Origin of the sequence: Nostoc parmelioides FACHB-3921 (assembly GCF_014696625.1) — a bacterium.
Taxonomy (GTDB): Bacteria; Cyanobacteriota; Cyanobacteriia; order Cyanobacteriales; family Nostocaceae; genus Trichormus; species Trichormus parmelioides.
In genome coordinates this window covers 65,569-85,973 of record NZ_JACJQL010000011.1, presented here as the reverse complement: position 1 = coordinate 85,973, position 20,405 = coordinate 65,569, and the positions used below count along the sequence as shown (strand labels likewise).

Genomic DNA, 20,405 nt, shown 5'->3' with positions numbered 1-20,405 from the left:
ATAGAGATAATTTTCACCCCTGAACATTGCACCTGTTACTTTGTCTGAGTTTCCGGGAAGTCTATAAATATAGTCCCAAAAATTTTTCAGTCAATCGTAAATTATGACAGCTAAAGTGATTAGTATCTGCAACCTCAAGGGAGGAGTAGGTAAAACTACTATTGTCATGGCATTAGCGGAATATTTGGCAGGCGATACCATGTGTAATAAGCGAGTTTTAGTGATTGATCTTGATCCGCAGTGTAATTTAACAAATATTTTAATGTCAGAAGATATATGGTTTAAAGATTTTGAAACAAGGAAGTTGACTTTGCCTTATTTGTTTAAATATCCCAAAGACTTTTTAGATAATATTAAAGCTGAAAAATTTATAGTTAAACAACATATTTCTAACTTAAAAGCTAAGTTCAAATGCCTACACATTATACCAAGCAGTCCTATACTATTTGAAATTCAGGAAGATTTACCTGATGGATTCTATTTTAATCTAGGGTTAAAAGCAATTGATTTACTAAATGAAGTTATCAAGAATGTATCCCAAAATTATGATTATATTTTGATTGATTGCCCACCCACAATTAATAAAACAATAAAAAGTGCATTTTTAGCAAGCAATTTTTGTATTCTACCTTGCACTCCCAATCGTATGTCTATAGGTGGATTAAGATTAATTTTAAAACATATTAATAAATTTAATGATGAAGCTGGGCATAACTTAAAACCTTTAGGAACTTTAATATCTAGATTTAACATATCTAGAGCTAATGAAAATCAATTAGTTGAGTTTATTACTACTAGTTCTGATTTTCCATCTGTTTTTAAAATTAAAATTGCCGAAAGGGCAAAATTAGCTGAAAATTTGGATTTTGGTGGTAAATTGACATATAAACAAAAATATGGCGATTTATATGAGTCTTTAAAAGATTTATCTCAAGAAGTTATTCAAAGAGTAGGTAGATAATGGAAACATCACAAATTGCCAATTTACTAAGAGCTATTGCAGAAATCGTAGAATCTGATCCGCAAGTTGCCAAGGTTGTAAAAAAATATCTGGCTAATAGTTCAAATTCTCATAAAGTGCAAGATTTATCTGATGTAAAACAAAAGCAGCCACATCTTAGTAAAACTCTAGAAAATGGTGATTTAATCCTTGCTGAATGTCGGCAAATTTTACGCGCACAGGGTGAAGAACAACTAAAGCTTTACTTATTAGAGTTAGGGGAGCAGGTGAGAGAATTACTGAAACATGGTCAACTTGATCCAAATCGCTCTATACGTCGTCGAAAAGATTTGAGTAATATTATTGAGCATATTATTCAAAAATTACAAGCTCAAGATAAAAGCGGAAAATTACTTGCAGCATCAATTTCTAAAACGTGACAGGTATGCAATACATGATATTAATTGTAGGAAATATTTGATAATGGCGTAGGATGAGCAAATCCTTGTTTAGTAAAAGCAGAATTATTAAAATCTCCCAAAAGATGACTTTAAAAAATAAACTAATCAATTAACCAATTTTCTAACTGTAAATTTTTTACTCTAGTTAAATCTGAATCATGAGAGACTAAAATTAAATCATGAATTATAGCCGTAGCAGCTATCAAAATATCCGCATCCTGAATAATTTGACCTCTGCTGGTTAAATCAGCATGAATTTCTGAGGCTTTTTCAAAAATCTTGATATCATCTAAAAATAAAATAGGATAATCTTGGCAAAATTGTTGAAATAAAACTAGTTTCTTTGTAGCATTGCTTCTTAAAAGTCCTCTTTGAACTTCATAGTAAGTTATTCCACTAATGCTAATAAATTGACCTTGGCGACGTATTTCTGTAATTTTTAATCCTATTTCAATATTTTGTTTCAGTGATGCGGAAACAATATTAGTATCTAATAAATAACCCATCTAACCTCGTCTTACAGATTCATCAAAAAGTTGCATTTGCTCTGGAGTCAAATCATTTAGCATTCCTGAAACTAAATTTAAAGACAAAATACTTTTAATCCGTTTCGTCAATTCTTCCTCAGAGATGCTTTCCAGATCAGGAACAGCAGCCGGATCAAAAGTGCGATTAATCATTTCAATCATTTCCTGTTGATTTAAGTTTTCCTTATAAATATGATTGTTGTCAATTAAGGTTTTGACAATTTTAGTTAATCTCTGAGAATTAGGTTGATGATTAATCAAAGTCATAGTTAAATTTCCTCAAAATAATATGTCTGTCGCTTAAATCTTATGTTAGCAGTTTCCCTTTTTCTGGAAAGGGAAGAGTTGACAAAAAAATAGCCGCCTCCACTAGTAGGGAAGCAGCTGTTTTTTAAATTATCTGACTGACTACAGAATATTAGTAATCGAAGTCACCGCCGCCAGCGCCAGCGCCAGCAGGAGCAGCATCCTTGGGTTCTGGCTTGTCAACAACGATGCACTCGGTTGTCAACACCATTCCAGCGATGGAAGCTGCGTTTTGCAGTGCAGAACGTGTTACCTTCGCGGGGTCAACGATACCAGCCTCGAACATATCTACAAATTCGTTGGTAGCAGCGTTGAAACCAACGTTGAATGCTTTTTCTTTGACGCGTTCAGCAATTACAGCGCCGTTTTGACCAGCGTTTTCCGCAATTCTCTTCAGAGGTGCGGGTAATGCACGAGCGACAATCAAAGCACCAGTCAACTCTTCATCTTTGAGGTTGCTGTTAGCCCAAACTTCCAATTCAGGAGTGAGGTGAGCTAGGGTTGTACCGCCACCAGGAACGATACCTTCTTCTACAGCCGCCTTGGTAGCGTTGATAGCGTCTTCTAGGCGCAGTTTCTTGTCTTTCATTTCGGTTTCGGTAGCTGCACCAACTTTAACTACAGCTACACCACCAGAAAGTTTAGCCAGACGTTCTTGTAATTTCTCTTTGTCATAGGAAGATTCAGTTTCTTCCATTTGACGGCGAATTTGTTCTACACGACCTTTAACTGCAACATCGTTACCTTCAGCAACAATTGTGGTGCTGTCTTTGGTGATGGTGATGCGGCGAGCTTTACCCAAGCTTTCCAGCTTAGTATTTTCTAGCTTCAGACCAGCATCTTCGGTGATTAGTTGACCGCCGGTGAGGATAGCGATATCTTCTAGCATAGCCTTACGGCGATCGCCAAAGCCAGGAGCCTTCACAGCAGCAACGTTGAGTACACCGCGTAAACGGTTAACTACTAGGGTTGCTAGAGCTTCTTTTTCAATATCTTCAGCGATAATCACCAGAGGACGACCAGCACGAGCTACTTGCTCTAGAACTGGTACTAAATCTTGAACGAGAGCAATTTTCTTATCGGTCAACAGTAAGAAAGGCTCATCGAAAATCGCTTCCATCCGCTCTGGGTCGGTAGCGAAGTAGGGGGAGATATAGCCTTTGTCAAAGCGCATCCCTTCGGTGATTTCCAATTCGGTAGTTACAGACTTACCTTCTTCTAAAGAGATAACGCCTTCCTTACCTACTTTGTCCATTGCTTCGGCAATCATCTGACCGACTTCATCGTCGTTACCAGCAGAGATTGAGCCAACTTGAGCAATAGATTTCGAATCTTCTACAGGGCGAGCGTGTTCTTTGATTCTGTCAACCAAGAAGCCGGTAGCTTTATCAATACCGCGCTTCAACAGAATTGCGTTAGCACCAGCCGCTACGTTCCGCAAACCTTCTTTCACAATGGCATGAGCCAAAACTGTCGCAGTGGTTGTACCGTCACCTGCTGCATCGTTGGTTTTGGAAGCTGCTTGGCGAATCAAAGCAACGCCAGTGTTTTCAATATGATCTTCTAATTCTATTTCTTTAGCGATGGTTACACCGTCATTAACGATTTGCGGCGCACCAAATTTTTTCTCTAATACTACGTTACGACCTTTGGGGCCAAGGGTAACAGCTACAGCCTCAGCCAGGATATCAATGCCTCGTTCTAGAGCGCGACGAGCGTTTTCGTTGTAGATAATGCGCTTTGCCATAGGTGTCTCAATCTCAGGAAGTTAAATCAAGTTTTGTGTCGTGAAATTTGATCATCAGTAAATAGGTATTGCGATTACCTATTACCTATTACCCATTAGCCAACGACTGCTAGAATGTCTTTTTCAGACAGTAGGACGTATTCTTCGGTTCCCAGCTTGACATCGGTGCCAGCGTACTTGGAGTACAGCACTTTATCGCCAACTTTTACTTCCAATTCTTGACGGCTACCGTCGTCATTCCGTTTGCCTGCTCCAAGAGCAACTACTTCACCTACTTGGGGTTTTTCCTTAGCGGTGTCGGGCAAATACAAACCACCTGCGGTCTTTTCTTCAGAGGCGCTCACTTTCACGAAAACGCGATCGCCTAAAGGTTTAACGGTGGATACGCTTAGAGATACTGCTGCCATACTTTAATTTCTCCAGAGTTAGCACTCTCAACTCCTGAGTGCTAATCTACCGAAGAATAGTCCCCAATGGCAATATTTACGTGTGTACGGGTTTCCGAACTAGAATGATTGGGGAGTAGGGAGTAGTTGTTTGGCAGGCTTTCCATTACGAATTACAAATTAAATAGCTTGCTTCTTGCTTTTGGTGAGTATTACGAATTACAACTAAGAAGTCATCATCTATACGTTTCCCAACAAGACCGTAAGTACTAATACTCAATTATTCGTATTTTTCAGGTTCTTTTCTGTAAGTAATGAATATTTTTATATGGACAACTTTATTTGCAAACTGGGGAAATTGTTATAGAACAGTAATCAGGGAGACGCTCAATGAGTAACAATACAGTGATGTAGTGCAACAAAACTCAAGCTTATAGCTTGCTAGTTTGTTGTTCTAGATCGATAATAGTTGTCTAACCGGAAGTGTCTGGTATCGCCAAGCAAACCCGGAGGTTATTGAGCGAATCGTCCAAAAACACTTGATAGGCATAATGGTGGCGCAAGAATCAGCATTTTTAACCCATCCTTTGCCAACAACTCCCTTACTTGCTTGTGAACATCTAAACAAAGGCTGAACATCAGAAGGGTATTGTAGAGCAGTAAGCCGATGAAAACGCGGGTTGTGTTGCAGCTAGGGTCATCTTAAGCCAATACTTACTTGTGAACTAGAAAGATTATTATTTAATCAGTGTATTTTCACCCGCCACTTTCAAAGGGATATATAATAGCGCATTATAATACTATTGCTCTGCGTATCCTTACTAGAATATTGCCAATGCACTGGTGTGTCATCGAAAGTGAAAACCACTTTTAAGACTCCAAGGAAGAAAGGGCAACTTAAGTGGGAAAAATGACAACATCTCAACAATCCACCATAAAGGATAACCATTCAAGACCTTGATGGATCGAAGCGCGACAAGTGCCACTGCTATGAAAGAGCCCAGCATGAAAGATCACAAACGACTTCTATTGATTGATGATGACCCTAACCTCATCTTGCTGGTGAAGGACTACTTGGAATTCAGAGGATATGAAGTCATCACGGCGGAAAACGGACGAGAAGCTCTGGAAATTCTCGAACATGATGTTCCAGATATGATCATCTGTGACGTGATGATGCCAGAAATGGACGGATATACCTTTGTCGAACAAGTCCGGCAAAACGAACGCACCAGTTGGATTCCTGTTTTGTTCCTGTCAGCAAAAGGACAAAGTGCAGACCGAGTTAAAGGTCTAAACAAAGGTGCAGATGTTTATATGGTCAAGCCTTTTGAACCAGAAGAACTCGTAGCACAAGTAGAATCTTCACTGAAACAAACTATCCGTTGGAAGGAACACCAAGCCAAAGGCGGGGAAAACGGTTCTCGCATCCAAGTTCCCTTCGATGTGCAGTTAACCCCAACCGAACTGAAGGTAGTGCAGTTTGTAGCTAGGGGTCTAGCTAACCGGGAAATCGCTGAAGAATTAAATGTTAGTCAGCGCACTGTTGAAAGCCATGTGTCCAATATGTTGGGCAAAACCAATCTCCACAACCGCACCGAACTAGCACGGTGGGCGATTGAAAATCAAATGGCTTAAATAGCTATCAGCATTCAGCCGTCAGCTTTGAAAAATTAACTGACAGCTGACAGCTGATAGCTTAAATTATTTATTTGGTAATGGGTAATGGCTCACAGGTAATTGTTTTAGCGGATGTTAAGATTTTCCACAAGGATATGAGAAGAATCCCTCATTCCCTATTTCAAGAATAATCAAACCACTACAAAATTGCTGACACTGAGTGAAGGTACACCATATAGTTGGGCAATTTGTACCTGATTGAATCCGCTACCATTACCATCTTGGTCAAAGTAAAGCGCTCCATTACTTGTGTCGTAAATAAATCGTTGGTCATTTGTGGTAGCAACTGTGCCGAGGGTAAACTGACCAGCAGAGAGTGAATCTGGTGATAAGCCACCACCGAAACCTACGGCACATATTTGAATGCGGTCAAGATGATCGAAGTTGTAGATATGATCAACACCCTCGTTATAATTTTTGAAAACAAAGGTATCCTCATTTAAACCACCAATCAGGATATCATTACCTGCACCGCCGATTAGCTTATTCTTGGCACGGGCAGACCCAACATCCAAGATATCATTACCTGCACCACCATCCAGAATGTGAGTATTGATGATAAAGCGGCTGCTGGAGCCTTTGGCAGATAGATAATCGTCTCCATCACCACCGTCTAGTGTATGGGGGCCAACTGAATAGTCTGCGTAAAGGGAATCATTACCTGCACCTCCATAAAGGAAGTTGTTACCATAGGAACCGCTAACATCCAAGGTATCATCACCTGCTCCACCAATTAGAGTCTGACTGGCGTTGAAGAAGTAGGAATAATTATTCGTAGCAGACAGATAATCATTGCCATCTCCACCATCTAATAAGTTCGTTCCAGCAGTACCGTTTGCATATAAAGAGTCGTTTCCTGCACCACCATAGGCAGTATTGTTATTACGTGAATTGCCTCTAATGCTTAAGATGTCATTACCTGCATCGCCATTGAGGGTGTCATTACCTCCACTACCGCCATCAATGATATCGTCGCTGTTGCCCCCGACAATAATGTCATCATAGGCTGTACCTATGATTTTCAATTGTTCGATATTTTTGTAGCGGACTTGATTGGTGTCGGCGGTAATTAAACCTTGCTTGGTGGTAGTGTTGAAACTTGAAGTGATGCCAGCGATCGCACTACTATAGTTAATGCACAAGTAATCATAGCCTGTCCCTCCATCAACTGTTTGAATTGCCAAGGGATGCACAACTGTGTCTGCATCTGGGCTACTAATATAGAAAGAGTCGTCACCACTACCACCATTGAGAGTGTTAGAACCTTGAACTCCATAGGCATAAAAAATATCATTTCCGTTTCCACCGGAAACTATATTTTTGCCTTTCCATTGATAACTAACATCAAGGATATCATTTCCATCACCTCCATCGAGAACGTTATTCCCAGCAGACAAATCAACTCCGAGATAATCGTCTCCACTTCCACCCCGGAGGGTATTATTTCCTTGGGAATAGCGAGCATAAAGCCAATCATGTCCAGAACCACCATCTAAGATATTCTTTCCATAGGAAAAGCGAACATCTAAAATATCATTTCCCACTCCACCCTTGAGGATGTTATTTCCACTGGAACTATAAGCGTAAATTTCATCATTTCCAGAACCACCATCTAAAAGGTTGTTCCCAGTGGAGTTACCTGCATCTAAAGTATCATCGCCTGCTTCACCATAGAGGCTATTATTACCTTGTTCTCCGTTTAAATTGTCATTACCTTCACCACCATAGAGTTTGTCATTACCTAAGCCGCCATAGAGTTTGTCATTATCTAAGCCGCCATATAGATAGTCATCACCTAAGCCGCCATATAGATAGTCATATCCCGCAAATCCTTTGATGGTATCGCTCTCATCACCACCATAGAGATAGTCATTGCTATTTGTTCCATGAATAATTGTCATAAATTTTGCTCCCTGTAAATCAAATTTTTATGCTATTTGGAAGTTTTAAATTGGCAATTTAGTCCTGTTTTATGCACTCATGATTAGTTAAGATTTGGCACAATCAGCACGCTTTATTTCATCTTTAGATACAATAAGTTATGTATGAGATTCACCCTATTGATGGGCTTAATGGCGGTACTCATCTAGCTGTTTGGACAAATGTTTACAGCAGATTGCAACTAAATTAACTATGGAATTGATAACTCTCAGATAGAGAGTCAAAGTGTTTTAATTCTGTTAGGTTGAGTTTGGTATTAGGGTGTTTTGACTGCTAATTGCTGAATTCTTTTGTATATCCGGCGAAGTGTATACTGACCATGAATGAATCAAGAATATTCAGTCATCTTAGGTTCTTAATTCATGACCTTCTGATGAAAGGTAACCCAATATTTACATTGTTTTGTTAGGTGGTAATGCGCTGAATCAAACTCACTTTTCAATGTTGAGAACGCGCACTAGGGGTAAGAGCTTAGGATATACCTTCTGAAATGGAAAACTGTTATAAAAAAGTGATTAAGACTAAGCTGATTCGCTCAGAATTTAGCAAAACGAATACACAGAACACCTAATTAAGTTCATACCGTATATTTATGTATGAGTCTATAGTTGTATAAACATATTTACATATCATTCATAAAACTTATATTATGCGATGTGCAACTTTCTCTTAACCCTAACCCCCAACCCCTTACCTAGTAAGGAATTGAAGCGAGATTCTACCAATTCAAAATTCAAAATTAAGAATCAAGACAGTCGCACATCGCATTATCTGACCGATGACTCTACTAAAACTCAGCGTTTTGTGGTGTCCGAGGGAAGGGAATTACATCCCGAATATTGCCCATACCCGTGATAAATTGCACGAGTCGTTCAAAACCCAAACCAAAGCCAGCGTGAGGAACAGTACCATAACGACGTAAATCGAGATACCACCACAAATCTTCTGGTTGCATTCCTTGTGCTAATACTCGGCGTTCCAACACATCTAAACGTTCTTCTCTTTGGGAACCACCAATGATTTCCCCAATTTTTGGTGCAAGGACATCCATCGCGCGGACTGTTTTTTCATCGTCGCTCAACCGCATATAAAAGGCTTTAATCTGTGCGGGATAATCTGTAACGATGACTGGCTTTTTGAACAGTTGTTCTGCTAGGTAACGTTCGTGTTCTGATTGTAAATCTAAGCCCCAACTTACAGGATATTCAAATTTAACATCAGCTTTTTCTAAAAGTTTGATGGCATCGGTGTAAGTCAGACGCTCAAATTGATTATTAATAATATTTTCGGCTGTTGCTAAGACAGTATTATCAATGCGTTGATTGAAAAATTCCATGTCTTCTGGACATTTTTCCAACACATGGTTAAAAATGTGTTTGAGAAACGCCTCCGCTAAATCCATATCGCCCTCTAAGTCGCAAAATGCCATTTCTGGCTCAACCATCCAAAATTCTGCTAGGTGGCGGGAGGTATTGGAGTTTTCTGCACGGAAGGTGGGGCCGAAGGTGTAGACATTGCTAAAAGCCATCGCCATAACTTCGGCTTCTAGTTGTCCACTGACTGTTAAGTATGTGGGTTTAGCAAAAAAGTCTTGGCTGTAATCAATTCCTTGGTTTTCTGTGCGGGGAATCTGCTTTAAATCCAAGCTGGTGACGCTAAATAGTTCCCCTGCGCCTTCGCAGTCGCTAGCGGTGATGATGGGGGTGTGTACCCACAAAAAGCCCCTTTCCTGGAAGAATTGGTGAATGGCTGCGGAACAAGCATTACGGACACGGAACACTGCACCGAAGGAATTGGTACGCGATCGCAAATGTCCAATTGTGCGTAAAAATTCAAAAGAGTGGCGTTTCTTTTGCAGTGGATAAGTTTCGGGGTCAGCTTCACCGTAGACTTTCAATGCTTCGGCTTTTAATTCAATACGCTGTCCTTTTCCTTGGGAAGCCACCAATACGCCATTAACTTCAACTGACGCACCTGTATTCAGTTGTTTGACAATTACTGCGTAGTCTGGCAAATCCTGATTGATGACAACTTGCAAATTACCTAGTGATGAGCCGTCATTAACTTCAATAAAAGCAAATCCCTTGAGTTCACGCTTCGTTCTTACCCAGCCTTGAACTACCAGAGACTCATCAGGTTGACCACTCCGCAATATTTCTGCAATTCGTCGGTTTACCATATTTACCCAGCACAGGACTTTAATATCCAGCCTATAATAACGCCCATTCCACCAAAGCGGACGGCTTGCCAGAAAGGTTTTTTCAGGCTCCGCCAAGAAAACAACTGGCTTTCTAAGTTTAGTTCTAGCATTTCCAGTTGCTGTTTGATTTGTCGTAACTCTGTTTTAATTTCCGGGGTTTGGTATTTATTGTGCTGTAATTCTTGACGGCGTTGTTGCCATTGTGCCTGTTGCTCACGATCGCGCGTTACTTGATCATACCTTTGTTTTAAGCTCAAAAGCGATCGCTCTACTTCCTCTAGCTCCTGTTCAAAGTGCGGTTCTTGATTTTCCCCTGACGATTGTGGTTGTTTTGGCGGCTTCATGGACAAGTAGTAAACTATGATTAACAGCGAGTCTGCCAATATTTAAGGAGTCATTAGACTCAGCACCCAGCACTCATTACTCAGCACTTGTCAATTATGTCTCAACCCAGCCAGCTTTCTAAAACCAGTCAACTCAATGAATTTAGTGATTTGGAACTAGCCCAAGCCCTCATGGAAAGACTGAGTATTTCACCTGACGATTGGCATCGCCTCAAGTCTAACCGCAATTCTCGCGCTAGTGAACAATTAGCCGCCGCTATGGTATTTATACTCAAAAACCAACCCCAGGAAGCTCTTGCTAGACTAGAACAAGCTGTTGGTTGGTTAAATCGTTCAATATCTGCCCCTCCCTGTCCGTCTCATGGAAATAAGGGACTAGGAACCGGAGAGTAGGGACTGGGATAATTTACCCAATACCTAGTTCCCAATACCCATTCCCTTAATTATCGCCGCAGAGATAGACGGGGGCGGCTTTCCATTTGTTTACATAATCTCAATTCTGTGCCTTTGCGATTCCACTCTACTTGGTCAAAAATTTGGTGCAGAAGACACATCCCTCTACCGTTTTCTGATTCATCGGGTGGTAAATAGTCTGTAGGATCTTCTTCATGACTGGTTATAGGGCTAAAGCCTTGTCCTTGGTCTGATATTACCCACCAATACTGATTATCTATGAGGGAGAAACGGACTACAACTGTTTTACTTGGGTCAAGGTTGTTGCCGTGTTTAGCTGCATTAACTAAAGCTTCTTGTAGCCCTAATCGCAGTTCTGCTTGTAGTTTGGCGGGAATTTCCGCCAACAATAAATCTAATATAGGACAAAGATAGAGAGTCGAGGCGAAACTAATAGTACCCCAATAACGTCCAACTGGACGGAGCGAAATGGTTATCACGAGAGAAACCCCATAGCTTTCAGTTAGCTAGACATCAGTTTGCTTTTGCAGGCACTCTGATAAAAATGGAGGTGGTCATACTGCCTTCAAACTTGCGTCTTTATTACTAAGTTTTGAAAATGCTGGGGAGCATTGACTCTGTTTATGAAGTTTGATTGTGGATACATAAAGCGGCTATGAGTGATATGCTAAGAGTTTTAGCAGGCTAAGAATGGGGGAAATTACAATAGATTTGTAATTATCTTAATGTTGCCGATTTGTACTTTAAACAATCTTATTCATGGGTTATTGGAGCCATGCAACTTTAATTTTTTTAACAAAATCATTGCTATGTTTAAGTTAATTCGATCTTAGCATTTTTACTATGCAATAGACTACAAATTTGAGATTTGAGTTTTTCTCAAGGATTAAATATCCTTACCAGACTGTGATAGCACAAGAAAAGCGGCAGCTTCCACATGAGATGTTTGGGGGAAAAAATCGGCGCTTTGGATACGTTGGATAGTATATGTTCCATCTGCACACAGTAACTTGAGGTCACGAGCCAGGGTGGCTACTTTACAGCTGACGTAAACAATGCGGGCAGGTTTCGATGCTAATAAAGATTCGATGACAATGCGATCGCACCCTTTACGCGGCGGGTCTAGTAATACCACATCTGGTATTATTCCCATCTTGGGCAGCAATTTCTCAACAGCCCCCACTTGAAATTCCACATTATTAATCCCGTTGTGTTGGGCATTGATGATTGCTTGTTGTACAGCTTCTGGTTGCAATTCCAATCCTATAGCTTGGCGTACCTGTTTACTTAAAGGTAAGGTTAAGGTGCCAATGCCACAGTAGGCATCAATTAACGTCTCATGCCCTTGCAGATTTAGTTGTGACTCAATTACTTGTAATAATGCTTCGGCTGTTTCTGTAAATACCTGAAAAAATGTATCGGGGCGGACTTGAAACTCCATTCCAGCAAAAATCTCTCGCAAATAGGGAACCCCAGCAATACATCGAGTTTCTCTGCCAAAAATCGCATTGGTGCGTTCGGGATTACGATTTAAGGACACACCCACCAACTGGGGATAGCGCTGCAACCATTCCTGGGCTTGCTGTTCAATTCCTGGTAAGTTTCCATCTTTGACAACTAAAGTTAATAAAATTTCACCTGTGCGCCTACCGATACGTAAACCAAGATGGCGAATTTGTCCTTGGTGGCGTTTTTCATCGTAGATAGGCCAGCCACGCTGTTGGATATCTTGCTTAACTTGTGCCAGTAGAGGATTTAAGCGGGGATCTTGGACTGGGCATTGATTTAAGTTAACTACATGATGGCTACCTTTTTGATAGTAACCAGCTTGTACTTGACCTGTAGCAGAAACATCGAGGGGATAGGTAGCTTTATTGCGATAGCCTAAAGATGAGGCTGTCACCAGTAGGGGATCTACTGGTAGTTGAGCAAAACCACCAATGCGTTGTAAAGCTTGAATAACTTGGTGGCGTTTAGCAATTAACTGATATTCATAATCAATATGTTGCCACTGACAACCGCCGCACTTGTCAGCCACAATACAACTGGGGCGAATGCGGTGAGGGGATGGTTCTAGTAGCTGGTGAACTTTGCCGTGGGCGTAATTGGGCTTGACGTGTACTAAGCGTACCAAAACGCGATCGCCTGGTACAGTATCCGGGACAAACACCACACGCTCTGCAAAGCGTCCTACACCATCACCAGTATCACTCAAGTCGGCGATCGCTACTTCAATTAATTCACCCTGATGCCAAGTAGATTTAGTCATTTGTCAGTTGTCAATTGTTAGTAGGGGCGGGTTTATTTGGATCTTTGTTAATGAATGAGGATATCTGTGAACCCGCCCGTACAGATATCTGTAAACTCGCCCATACAGTTGTCAGTAGTTCTTCCGTTTGTTTCCCTATCTACCATCCCCTTCACTTCTGTACCTCCAACTCGTTAAACTAGCAAATAATATTTCGCGTGATTTAAATAATCATGACTGTAATTAGCCAAGTTATTCTCCAAGCCGACGACGAACTGCGTTATCCCAGCAGTGGCGAACTCAAGAGCATCAGTGATTTTTTACAAACTGGTGTCCAAAGAACAAGAATCGTCGCTATCCTAGCGGAAAACGAGAAGAAAATTGTTCAGGAAGCCACCAAACAACTTTGGCAGAAACGTCCTGATTTTATCGCACCTGGTGGCAACGCTTATGGCGAACGCCAGCGTGCGTTGTGTATCCGTGACTTTGGCTGGTACTTACGCCTAATTACCTATGGTGTACTAGCCGGAGACATAGAACCAATCGAAAAAATCGGCATCATCGGTGTGCGAGAAATGTACAATTCTTTGGGCGTTCCCGTACCCGGAATGGTAGAAGCCATCAATTCTCTGAAAAAAGCCTCTCTTGATTTATTAAGTTCAGAAGATGCTGCTGCTGCTGCACCTTACTTTGACTACATCATTCAGGCAATGTCCTAGTACCGCTACGCGGAATTCAAAATTTAAAATTCAAAATTCAAAAAGCTGATTAACTGAGCTTTTCTCTGATTTTGGATGGTAGATTTACCTCCTCCGCGTTGTAGTAATACAAAGTCTGTGTTGATCCAAGTAAATTGAGTCTTAGGTAATAAGCTTAACAATCCATAAGATTCTCATTTGATCATAACCTCCCCATATTTGGTAGTGGCTCTGGCAAGCTCTCTCTGTCAAGTTACCAACCAGATGTGGGGAAATTTTATTTAATCATTGGTCAACAGTTCCCAAACAAAAAACCGACAACCTCTTATAGAGGACTGTCGGCAATTAGTGTGTTCCCTATTAATGACTCGGCTAGAGTTCAGTAATACGTAAATACTGTCATCTAGTAGATTACACGTAAGCGATCTTAATCATAGGCCTATGTGATTGTTATCACATTATTTTTCCGAATAACCTGTATTTACGTGAATATCTTTATTCTTTTAATAAAAAATATAGCGAACCGGTGAGTCTGATGAATGTATGGACTTAACTATAGGAGCTTTGCGTTCATCCTATATCCGGATAAATACTTTTGAAATCCTTCTATTGAGGGAGTGATGCCAAAATAAGAACATTTTTCTATGGGGAATTTATGAAAAAGCTTGGTTAATTCTCAGCAGCAAAAACTTATCCAGTAAAACAACTAACAACTGACACGCATAGCGCACTAAATCGATACAATAATGCTCTGTCCTGTTGGTGCATTATTTCCATGACTGCCACATCTCCCTTTTCCCCTCAAGAAATTGCTGCTGAAGGCATCAAACCAGAAGAATATGCAGAAATTGTCCGACGATTAGGCCGTCATCCCAATAAAGCTGAACTGGGAATGTTTGGGGTGATGTGGTCAGAACACTGCTGTTACAAAAATTCCCGCCCCTTACTCAAACAATTCCCCACCACAGGCCCCCGCATTCTCGTAGGGCCAGGGGAAAACGCTGGGGTTGTGGATTTAGGTGCAGGATTGCAACTGGCATTTAAGATTGAATCTCACAACCACCCTTCAGCCGTTGAACCCTTTCAAGGAGCTGCAACTGGTGTAGGTGGCATTCTCCGAGATATTTTTACAATGGGTGCGCGTCCCATTGCTTTGTTAAATTCCTTACGCTTCGGTTCTCTAGAAGACCCCAAAACCCAAAGATTATTCTCTGGTGTAGTTGCCGGAATTTCCCACTATGGTAACTGTGTAGGTGTTCCTACTGTCGGTGGTGAAGTTTATTTTGATCCCGCCTATTCAGGCAATCCCCTGGTGAATGTTATGGCTTTGGGATTAATGGAAACACCAGAAATTGTCAAATCTGGAGCATCTGGTATCGGTAATCCTGTATTGTACGTGGGTTCTACTACGGGACGGGATGGTATGGGAGGGGCAAGTTTTGCCAGCGCGGAATTAAGTGATGAGTCCATTGATGACCGGCCAGCAGTGCAAGTGGGCGATCCTTTTTTAGAAAAATCCTTAATTGAAGCTTGTTTAGAAGCGTTCAAGACAGGTGCAGTGGTTGCAGCGCAAGATATGGGTGCGGCGGGAATCACCTGTTCTACATCTGAGATGGCGGCTAAAGGTGGCGTAGGAATTGAATTAGATTTAGATAAAATTCCTGTGCGGGAAACAGGGATGATTCCCTATGAATATCTCCTATCAGAATCTCAAGAACGAATGTTATTTGTTGCTCATCAAGGACGAGAGCAAGAATTAATCGATATTTTCCACCGTTGGGGACTACAGGCGGTTGTTGCCGGTACAGTCATCGCTGAACCGATTGTGCGTATTCTCTTTCAAGGTGCAATTGCTGCGGAAATTCCGGCTGATGCTTTAGCTGAGAATACCCCACTGTACGAGCGTGAGTTATTGGCAGAACCCCCAGAATATGCCCGTCAAGCATGGGAATGGTCTTCTGATTCTTTACCTGCCTGTACAATTGCTGGTGTTGAGATTCAAGGAAATCTGCAAAGTTGGCAGGAGATTTTGTTAACGTTGCTCAATACTCCCACGATCGCCTCGAAAAATTGGGTATATCGTCAATATGACCACCAAGTGCAGAATAATACAGTTTTTCTCCCTGGTGGTGCAGATGCGGCAGTTGTGCGCTTACGTCCCCTAGAAGGGCAGGGGAGCAGAGAGAAGTCCGAGCGGAGGCTTCCTCCGATCGGAACTTCGGAGGGAGCAGAGGAGCAGGGGGGAGTTAATACTCTCAGTGGTGTTGCGGCTACGGTGGATTGCAATCCTCGGTATGTTTACCTTGATCCCTATGAGGGAGCTAAGGCCGTGGTGGCAGAAGCAGCCCGGAATCTTAGCTGTGTGGGCGCGGAACCTCTGGCGGTGACAGATAACTTAAATTTTGGCAGCCCAGAAAAACCCATTGGTTATTGGCAATTGTCAGAGGCTTGTCGGGGTTTGGCGGAAGGTTGCCGAGAATTGGCAACCCCAGTTACTGGTGGTAATGTCTCTTTATATAACGAGACCCTTGATCCTCAAGGCAACCCCCAGCCAATTTACCCAACGCCAGTTGTGGGAATGGTGGGATTGATTGCTAATTTAACCAAAATTTGCGGTCAAGGTTGGCAAACCCCAGGTGATGTGATTTACCTTTTAGGCTCATCTACTACGACTTTAGGCGCATCTGAATACTTAGCGACTATTCACGACACTGTAGCAGGTAGACCCCCACGGGTAGATTTCGATTTAGAACGCCGTGTACAAAAAGTTTGTCGTGAAGGGATTCACGCAGGTTCGGTACGTTCAGCTCATGATTGTGCTGAGGGTGGTTTAGCCGTTGCTGTGGCAGAATCTTGTCTTGCTGGCAACCTGGGGGCGGAAATTCACTTAGAAGTATCTGGAACTCAGTTACAGCGCTTGGATGAAGTACTTTTTGGTGAGGGTGGAGCCAGAATTTTAGTATCTGTAGCATCAACACAACAGGAAAATTGGGAATCCTATTTACAGGAACATCTAGGACAAAATTGGCAAAAATTGGGCATAGTCGGAAATACCGATGCAGATTTGACGGTTTTAACCACTGATAATCAAATTTTAATGCGCGTTAGCATCGAAGAAATGAACGATCGCTATCAAAATGCGATCGCCAGAAGGTTAGCCCTGTGAATCAGTAGATAGTGACAACTGTAGGGGCGGGTTTACAGATATCCTGACTCTTGAACGATGATCTTCATAAACCCGCCCCTACTAAACCAATGACAACTGACAACTGACAAATTCCCCAAATCAATAGCATCTTTAATCACAATTAAGGTACTGTTTTAATAGATGGTTAAAGATATGTTAAGAAAATTCCGCAACTATCCCTAGACATAATCCCAGTGACCCAATAGTTACGAATTATTTTGACTTGACACCCCAACCAGGAGCAAAGCTAGCATGATTCCCATTGATTCCGTCACTCCGGATGAGTACCCCAGTCAGACTAACAACCCAATCGATAGTCAAGAAAATCGTCCTGACAAGCCAGAAGAGGCTTGTGGAGTTTTCGGTATTTACGCCCCAGGAGAAAATGTTGCCAAACTAACCTACTTTGGATTATATGCCCTGCAACATCGGGGTCAAGAATCAGCTGGTATTGCCACGTTTGAGGGGACAACAGTTCACCTGCATAAAGACATGGGCTTGGTTTCTCAAGTCTTTAATGAGTCGATTTTAGAAGAGTTGCCTGGTGATATCGGTGTTGGTCATACCCGTTACTCTACCACTGGTTCCAGTCGTAAAGTTAATGCCCAACCTGCTGTACTGGATACTCGTTTAGGTAAGTTGGCTCTAGCACATAATGGTAACTTAGTCAATACTGTGAAGTTGCGAGAAGAGTTAGTTAATAGCAACTGCAACCTAGTAACAACCACAGACTCAGAAATGATTGCCTTTGCGATCGCCCAAGCAGTCAACGCCGGTGCAGAATGGTTAGATGGCGCAATTCAAGCATTTCATCGTTGCGAGGGAGCTTTTAGCTTAGTTATTGGTACACCTGTTGGCGTGATGGGGGTGCGTGACACCAACGGCATTCGTCCTCTGGTAATTGGAACTTTGCCTGGTAATCCAGTGCGTTATGTTTTATCTTCGGAAACCTGTGGTTTAGATATTATTGGCGCTGATTATCTCCGCGATGTAGAACCAGGTGAAGTAGTTTGGATTACCGAAGAAGGTTTAGCTTCCTACCATTGGAGCCAAAAACCAGAACGAAGATTGTGTATTTTCGAGATGATTTATTTTGCTCGTCCCGATAGCCAAATGCACAACGAGACTTTATACAGTTATCGAATGCGTTTAGGACGACAACTAGCAGCCGAATCCTACGTAGACGCGGATATTGTCTTTGGTGTCCCTGACTCTGGAATTCCTGCCGCCATTGGATTTTCTCAGGCTTCTGGTGTGGCCTACGGCGAAGGGTTGATTAAGAATCGTTATGTTGGTCGCACCTTTATTCAGCCTACCCAAACCATGCGGGAGTCGGGGATTAAGATGAAACTCAACCCCCTCAAAGATGTGCTGGCGGGTAAAAGAGTAATTATCGTTGATGACTCCATTGTCAGAGGTACTACTAGCCGCAAACTAGTTAAAGCCTTACGTGACGCTGGTGCAGCCGAAGTACATATGCGGATTTCTTCTCCACCAGTAACTCATCCTTGTTTCTACGGAATTGACACTGATTCTCAAGACCAGTTAATAGCTGCTACTAAGTCAGTAGAAGAAATTGCCAAGCAATTAGAAGTAGAAAGTCTCGCCTATCTCAGTTGGGATGGGATGTTAGAAGCAACCAGAGAAGATAAAAATAGTTTCTGTTCTGCCTGTTTTACTGGCGATTACCCTGTGACAATTCCTGAGCAAGTGAAGCGGTCTAAGTTGATTTTGGAAAAGGTAGTAGTTTAGGGATTAGGAACAAATCAGTGCTGGGTTTTGAGAATTCACTCAGCACTGTCTCAAGCCTAACCAAGCTAAAATAGTTGAATATCTCAACATTGATAATTTATGAACCAGCCGACCACAAGAAAAGTTCGCTGGAATACCACAGACTTAGAGTTATTTCCCGAAGACGGGAAGCGGTATGAAATTATCGATGGGGAATTGTTCGTGACGAGAGCGCCTCACTGGAAACATCAGCGAGTTTGTGTCAGAATTAGTACCGCTTTAGATAATTGGTCACAAATTACTGGTCTGGGGGAAGTGGCGATCGCTCCAGGGATAATTCTCGGTGATAATGATAATGTAATTCCCGATGTTGTTTGGGCTAGCAATGAGAGACTATCTAATTTATTAGATGAGGCTGGTCATTTGACGGCTGCACCGGAACTGGTGGTAGAGGTATTATCACTGGGAAATGAGAATGAAAGGCGAGATAGAGAACTGAAACTTAAGCTCTACTCATCACAAGGTGTCAGAGAATATTGGATTATAGATTGGCGTAAGCAACAGGTGGAAGTATATCGGCGTGAACAGGGGATTTTAAAGTTAGTGGTCACGTTGTTTCATGGTGATGAACTTAACTCACCCCTGTTGCCTAATTTTACTTGTGCGATCGCTCCTTTGTTTGGTTAGTTTTTTTCAACGCAGAGGGACGCTAAGGAAAGCGCAGCGAAAAGTTCTGGAGGAGGGTTTCCCTCCGTAGGAAACTTTTCAAGAGAGAGTAACGCAGAGTGTTATTTAGTGCATTTTAGCGGCAATATCCATGTCATCGCTTTTTAGCTGACCGTCTTCCATGTAGATGATGCGGTCGGCAATATCTAAGATGCGGTTGTCGTGGGTAACTAGTAGAATGGTACAGCCTTGTTCTTTGGCTAGTTTTTGCATCAGTTCTACAACATCACGTCCCGATTTTTTATCTAGAGCGGCTGTAGGTTCATCTGCTAAAACAATTTTAGGATGACTGACGAGGGCGCGGGCGATCGCTACCCGTTGTTTTTGACCTCCAGACAGATTTTCGGCGTAGTAATTTACCCTATCACCTAAACCAACAGTTTCTAACATAGCGATCGCTTTGGCGTTAATGTCTTCATGAAAAAACTCTTCATGCAATTCTAAAGACATTCGCACATTTTCTTTTGCTGTTAAAAAAGTCATCAGGTTATGAGCTTGGAATATATAACCAATTTGACGGCGTAGTTTTGTTAATTGATTTTTGCTAGCTCCACAAATTTCCTGTCCTAAAATCTTCAAACTCCCTTCTTGAGCCGAACGCAATCCACCCATCAAAGTTAATAAGGTAGTTTTCCCGGAGCCTGAAGGCCCTGTCATAATGACAATTTCCCCGGCATTAATAGTCAAATTAATATCAAACAACACCTGTTTTTGCAGCGAACCTGAACCAAAATAATGATTAAGATTGCTAACAGAAATCACGGGTTCTAAATCAAAGGATTGTGAGTTAGTGGTAGCTGGAATAAAGTCTTGTAACATTTTTAAGAAGAGTAGAAAGTGGTAAATAGAAATAAAGGATATTGACCAAT

The 20,405-nt window shown here is 41.8% G+C and carries 18 protein-coding genes; 8 read left to right on the top strand and 10 right to left on the bottom strand.

The window, feature by feature from the left end:
• Positions 1-103: 103 nt before the first annotated feature.
• A complete protein-coding gene (locus H6G14_RS10110) occupies positions 104-961 on the top strand; it encodes a ParA family protein (protein WP_190567316.1) in 858 nt (285 codons plus the stop codon).
• A complete protein-coding gene (locus tag H6G14_RS10105) occupies positions 961-1,380 on the top strand; it encodes a hypothetical protein (protein WP_190567315.1) in 420 nt (139 codons plus the stop codon). Before H6G14_RS10110 ends, H6G14_RS10105 begins: the two co-directional genes overlap by 1 nt.
• Before the next feature lie 122 nt (positions 1,381-1,502).
• On the opposite strand, the gene H6G14_RS10100 is transcribed toward H6G14_RS10105, so the two are convergent.
• From H6G14_RS10100 to groES, 4 genes are all read right to left on the bottom strand, one after another.
• Complete coding sequence (locus tag H6G14_RS10100) at positions 1,503-1,907, bottom strand: type II toxin-antitoxin system VapC family toxin (RefSeq protein WP_190567314.1); 405 nt, start codon at positions 1,905-1,907, stop codon at positions 1,503-1,505.
• Complete coding sequence (locus H6G14_RS10095) at positions 1,908-2,195, bottom strand: hypothetical protein (protein WP_190567313.1); 288 nt, start codon at positions 2,193-2,195, stop codon at positions 1,908-1,910.
• A gap of 151 nt (positions 2,196-2,346) precedes the next feature.
• Complete coding sequence (groL, locus tag H6G14_RS10090; RefSeq protein ID WP_011320337.1) at positions 2,347-3,981, bottom strand: chaperonin GroEL; 1,635 nt, start codon at positions 3,979-3,981, stop codon at positions 2,347-2,349.
• Between the two features lie 95 nt (positions 3,982-4,076).
• Positions 4,077-4,388, bottom strand: a complete 312-nt coding sequence (gene groES / locus H6G14_RS10085; protein WP_010997805.1) for a co-chaperone GroES — start codon at positions 4,386-4,388, stop codon at positions 4,077-4,079.
• Positions 4,389-5,327: 939 nt separating this feature from the next.
• Between groES and H6G14_RS10080 the strand changes: the two genes are divergently transcribed.
• Positions 5,328-6,005, top strand: a complete 678-nt coding sequence (locus H6G14_RS10080) for a response regulator transcription factor (protein ID WP_010997804.1) — start codon at positions 5,328-5,330, stop codon at positions 6,003-6,005.
• 173 nt (positions 6,006-6,178) lie between these two features.
• On the opposite strand, the gene H6G14_RS10075 is transcribed toward H6G14_RS10080, so the two are convergent.
• The 3 genes from H6G14_RS10075 to H6G14_RS10065 form a co-directional block, all read right to left on the bottom strand.
• The gene (locus H6G14_RS10075) at positions 6,179-7,948 is read right to left on the bottom strand and encodes a calcium-binding protein (protein ID WP_190567312.1); all 1,770 of its coding nucleotides are present in this window, start codon (positions 7,946-7,948) and stop codon (positions 6,179-6,181) included.
• 827 nt (positions 7,949-8,775) lie between these two features.
• Positions 8,776-10,167, bottom strand: a complete 1,392-nt coding sequence (asnS, locus tag H6G14_RS10070; protein ID WP_190567311.1) for an asparagine--tRNA ligase — start codon at positions 10,165-10,167, stop codon at positions 8,776-8,778.
• 2 nt (positions 10,168-10,169) lie between these two features.
• Positions 10,170-10,532 (bottom strand): sll0565 family protein, encoded by a 363-nt coding sequence (locus H6G14_RS10065; protein WP_190567310.1) that lies wholly within the window; start codon positions 10,530-10,532, stop codon positions 10,170-10,172.
• Positions 10,533-10,628: 96 nt separating this feature from the next.
• Here H6G14_RS10065 and H6G14_RS10060 point away from each other — a divergent pair, with 96 nt between their 5' ends.
• On the top strand, positions 10,629-10,925 hold the full coding sequence (locus tag H6G14_RS10060) for a DUF6439 family protein (protein WP_190567309.1): 297 nt from the start codon (positions 10,629-10,631) through the stop codon (positions 10,923-10,925).
• Positions 10,926-10,975: 50 nt separating this feature from the next.
• Here the strand turns inward: H6G14_RS10060 and H6G14_RS10055 are convergent, their stop codons facing one another.
• On the bottom strand, positions 10,976-11,425 hold the full coding sequence (locus H6G14_RS10055) for an ATP-binding protein (RefSeq protein WP_010997799.1): 450 nt from the start codon (positions 11,423-11,425) through the stop codon (positions 10,976-10,978).
• 407 nt (positions 11,426-11,832) lie between these two features.
• Complete coding sequence (rlmD, locus tag H6G14_RS10050) at positions 11,833-13,215, bottom strand: 23S rRNA (uracil(1939)-C(5))-methyltransferase RlmD (protein WP_190567308.1); 1,383 nt, start codon at positions 13,213-13,215, stop codon at positions 11,833-11,835.
• Between the two features lie 212 nt (positions 13,216-13,427).
• Here rlmD and H6G14_RS10045 point away from each other — a divergent pair, with 212 nt between their 5' ends.
• The 4 genes from H6G14_RS10045 to H6G14_RS10030 all read left to right on the top strand — a co-directional run bounded on the left by H6G14_RS10045 (position 13,428) and on the right by H6G14_RS10030 (position 19,497).
• Positions 13,428-13,913: an allophycocyanin subunit alpha-B gene (locus H6G14_RS10045; protein ID WP_190567307.1), complete on the top strand. Its 486-nt coding sequence runs from the start codon at positions 13,428-13,430 to the stop codon at positions 13,911-13,913.
• A gap of 754 nt (positions 13,914-14,667) precedes the next feature.
• A complete protein-coding gene (gene purL, locus H6G14_RS10040; RefSeq protein WP_190567306.1) occupies positions 14,668-17,058 on the top strand; it encodes a phosphoribosylformylglycinamidine synthase subunit PurL in 2,391 nt (796 codons plus the stop codon).
• Positions 17,059-17,331: 273 nt separating this feature from the next.
• Positions 17,332-18,831 (top strand): amidophosphoribosyltransferase, encoded by a 1,500-nt coding sequence (gene purF, locus H6G14_RS10035; RefSeq protein ID WP_190567305.1) that lies wholly within the window; start codon positions 17,332-17,334, stop codon positions 18,829-18,831.
• A 99-nt stretch (positions 18,832-18,930) separates the two neighbouring features.
• Positions 18,931-19,497, top strand: a complete 567-nt coding sequence (locus tag H6G14_RS10030; protein WP_190567304.1) for a Uma2 family endonuclease — start codon at positions 18,931-18,933, stop codon at positions 19,495-19,497.
• A 105-nt stretch (positions 19,498-19,602) separates the two neighbouring features.
• Here H6G14_RS10030 and H6G14_RS10025 read toward each other — a convergent pair whose 3' ends face one another.
• A complete protein-coding gene (locus H6G14_RS10025; protein ID WP_190567303.1) occupies positions 19,603-20,355 on the bottom strand; it encodes a DevA family ABC transporter ATP-binding protein in 753 nt (250 codons plus the stop codon).
• Positions 20,356-20,405: the final 50 nt, after the last annotated feature.